The sequence below is a fragment of the Kitasatospora sp. NPDC007106 genome, from assembly GCF_040634455.1.
Lineage (GTDB): Bacteria > Actinomycetota > Actinomycetes > Streptomycetales > Streptomycetaceae > Kitasatospora > Kitasatospora arboriphila.
On sequence record NZ_JBEYFP010000726.1, the window covers coordinates 1 to 2902 of the forward strand.

Here is a 2902-nt window from a genome sequence, read left to right on the forward strand (position 1 = left end):
GGCCGGCGACGCGCTGCTGCGCTGCGCGATCGCCTCGCGCGCTGAGGCGATCACGGTGCCGGACGGTGCCGAGGGGCCGGTCGGCGGCGTCGGTGCCGTGCTGCGCTGGCGGAGCTGAAGCAGCAGGCGGAGCAGCCTCTCGGATTTGCCGCCCTCACCGGTTTGCCGGGCACCGCCCGGGGCAGACGCATCGCACCTTCGCAGGTGGACCCGCCACCGCCCTGCCGGAACCCCGTACCGACCGGTCTCCCCTCGGCGGTCGGTACGGCGGCAGGGCGGTGCCGGGTGCGCCCCGGGCCGTGCGGGGCGGTGCGGCGGGACGGTGCTTCACCGCCCGAACGACGGGTAGCCGCCCACCACTTCCGACCGCGAACCACCTGGAGGAAGCCGTGAGGCCGAGCCGACCGATCGTCGGACCCGCCGCCCGCCGGGGCAGCCACCGTCCCGGCCCGCTCCTCCCGCGCGCCCGGACGGCCTTCGAGGTCTCCCGCCGCGCCGCCGCCCACTGAGCCCGGGGTGACGGCACCTCAAGGGCTCGCACCGTACACGCGTGTGCGTGTGCGTGTGCCGGGGGTGGTCGCGGTGCGGGCGCATAGGATCGGCCGCATGGCACTGCGACCCGTGATGGTGAACATCAAGGCCCTCGACGGGCGAGCGGTCGGCCGGTTCTGGGCGGAGGCGCTCGGCTGGAGTGCCTACCACCCCGGTGCGACCACCTACGTCGGACCCGCCGGCGGCCTCGCCTGGCCGGACCCGGTCTTCCTCGGCGTCGACGTCGTTCCCGTCCCGGAGGCCAGGACGGCGACGAAGAACCGGGTGCACCTCGACCTCGCCACCACCTCCCCGGCCCACCAGGCGGAGCTGGTCGCGCGGCTCCGGGCACTCGGCGCCACGCCCGCCGACGTGGGGCAGGGCGACGTGCCGTGGACGGTCCTCGCCGACCCCGAGGGCAACGAGTTCTGCGTGCTGGAGCCCCGCGAGGTCTACCGGGACACCGGGCCGATCGCCGCGGTGGTCGTCGACTGCACGGATCCGCGGGCCATGGCCCGGTTCTGGGACGGGGCGTTGGACTGGACCCTGCACGAGGTGACCGACGATCAGGCGGTGCTGCGCTCCGCGAAGGGCACCGGCCCGTACCTCGAGTTCCTCCGCACGCCCGACGTGAAGACCGTGCCGGACCGCGTCCATCTCGACCTGCTGCCGTACCCCGGCGACGACCGGGCGGCGGAGGTGGCGCGGCTGCGGGCCCTCGGCGCCACCGACCTCGACCTCGGTCAGGGCGAGGTCCCGTGGACGTGCCTGGCCGACCCGGAGGGCCACGAGTTCTGCGTCCTCGCCCCGTCCTGACGCCGAGCCTCGACGACACCCTTGCCGGACGGGACGACCGCCCCGGCCGGCGGGCGCCGTCAGCCGTCATGACTCGTCGCGGACCTGCGGCAGAGCGGGGAACACGGCGGCCTGGCCGCGGCGCGCCGTACGGAGCTGGGCCGCCCGCCCCGGCAGGTCGGCCGTGGCGTCCGCGACGCCCAGGTCCTCCCGGAGCGCACGGCGCAGCAGCCACACACCGTCCGACAGCGGCCGTTCCAGCCAGCTGACGGCCGCCCCGGCCTCGGCCCGCGAGCCGGAAGCCGCCTCCGCCAGCCGAAGAAGCCGGTAGCCGTGGCTGAGGCCGCGGTTCACTTCGGAGACGATGTCCAGGGTCGGCTCGGGGAGCACCATCTGTGCCTGCGCGTACTCCGCGCGGAAGGCGGTGCGCGCCTCCGCCAGGGCCTCCCACTCCTGCGGTGGCACCGTCTCCCCGCGGCGCAGGGCGTGTGCCACGTCCAGCATCGCCGTGCGGTACGTGCGTGCCTGCTCGTTGAGGACGGCGTAGCGCTCCCGTCGCCGCTCGAACTCGGTGGCCTCGTACTCCTGCCGTCGCGTCCGGTCGGCGCGCTCGGCCTCCGACCGCAGCTCCGACCGACGGGCGCGCTGCGCCAGCCACGGCGCCGTCATCGTGCCGGCGACACCGACGACGGCCACGGCCAGCGCGGTCAGATCCTGTGCCATCAGCCCCTTGCCTCCCCCTCCACGTCCCCTCCACGACTCGGGACAGCTTCCCACGCGGGAGGCCCCGGTGACGGCCCGTCATCCGCCGCGAATGCGTCGCCGGGCGGTCACGGACGGTTCGGCGGACGTCCTGGACGATCCGGGCGGGTTGCCCGTGGAGTGTTTCGCGCGGCGAGCGGTGTGAAGAAGCGAGGTGTCCCGGTCGGCCGGCCGACTGCGGTGGCCGCCGGAGTGTCGGTCCAGTCGTCGCAGCTGCACGGTTGCGGCGCCGGACCCGACGGTGTCCCGGCCGGTCCCGCCGGGGGATTCACAGCAGCCGTGCCGGCCGTGGCGGGAAACCGTGGAAGGGAGATGTCATGACCGTGCTGCCGCCGAGCGGCGGCGGAGGCGCAGCGAGCACCGGGGGTGCGGGTTCGGGAACGCTGTACGACGTCGTGGAGCTGATCCTGGACCGGGGCCTGGTCATCGACGTGTTCGTGCGGGTCTCCCTGCTCGGGATCGAGATCCTGAAGGTCGACGTGCGGGTGGTCGTGGCCAGCGTCGACACCTATCTGCGGTTCGCGGAGGCCTGCAACCGGCTCGACCTGGAGTCCGGCCGCAACGCCCCCGCCAGGCTCACCGACATGATCGGCGGCTCCGCCGGCAAGGCCGTGGAAGGCATCGCCCACAAGAAGGCCAAGGGGGTCGTCGCCGGTGTCGTGGAGTCGATCACCGACTCCCTCGGCGGGCGCGGCGAGGACCGCTGACGGAAGCCGGGAAGCGGCGCCCGACACGCCGGCGGCGCCGAGCGCCGCCCGGATCAGAGCCCGCCCGCCGGTCGGACGGTGGCGGGCCGGTCGAGGTCGAGCGCGGC

General features: G+C 74.9%; 2 protein-coding genes and 1 pseudogene. 2 read left to right on the plus strand and 1 reads right to left on the minus strand.

Translation table 11 applies throughout. The annotated features are described in order from the left end of the window. Positions 1-606: 606 nt before the first annotated feature. Complete coding sequence (locus tag ABZ641_RS31425; protein WP_344625372.1) at positions 607-1347, plus strand: VOC family protein; 741 nt, start codon at positions 607-609, stop codon at positions 1345-1347. A gap of 66 nt (positions 1348-1413) precedes the next feature. On the opposite strand, the gene ABZ641_RS31430 is transcribed toward ABZ641_RS31425, so the two are convergent. Next, positions 1414-2049: a hypothetical protein gene (locus ABZ641_RS31430; RefSeq protein WP_359987314.1), complete on the minus strand. Its 636-nt coding sequence runs from the start codon at positions 2047-2049 to the stop codon at positions 1414-1416. Positions 2050-2405: 356 nt separating this feature from the next. On the opposite strand from ABZ641_RS31430, the pseudogene gvpJ reads away from it, so the two are divergent. Further along, positions 2406-2789 (plus strand): annotated as a pseudogene (gene gvpJ / locus ABZ641_RS31435) (gas vesicle protein GvpJ); the annotation flags it as partial. Between the last annotated feature and the right edge of the window lie 113 nt (positions 2790-2902).

Coding starts and splice junctions, on each gene's coding strand:
- ABZ641_RS31425 (WP_344625372.1), top strand. CDS start 607: ATGGCACTGCGACCCGTGATGGTGAACATCAAGGCCCTCGACGGGCGA.
- ABZ641_RS31430 (WP_359987314.1), bottom strand. CDS start 2,049: ATGGCACAGGATCTGACCGCGCTGGCCGTGGCCGTCGTCGGTGTCGCC.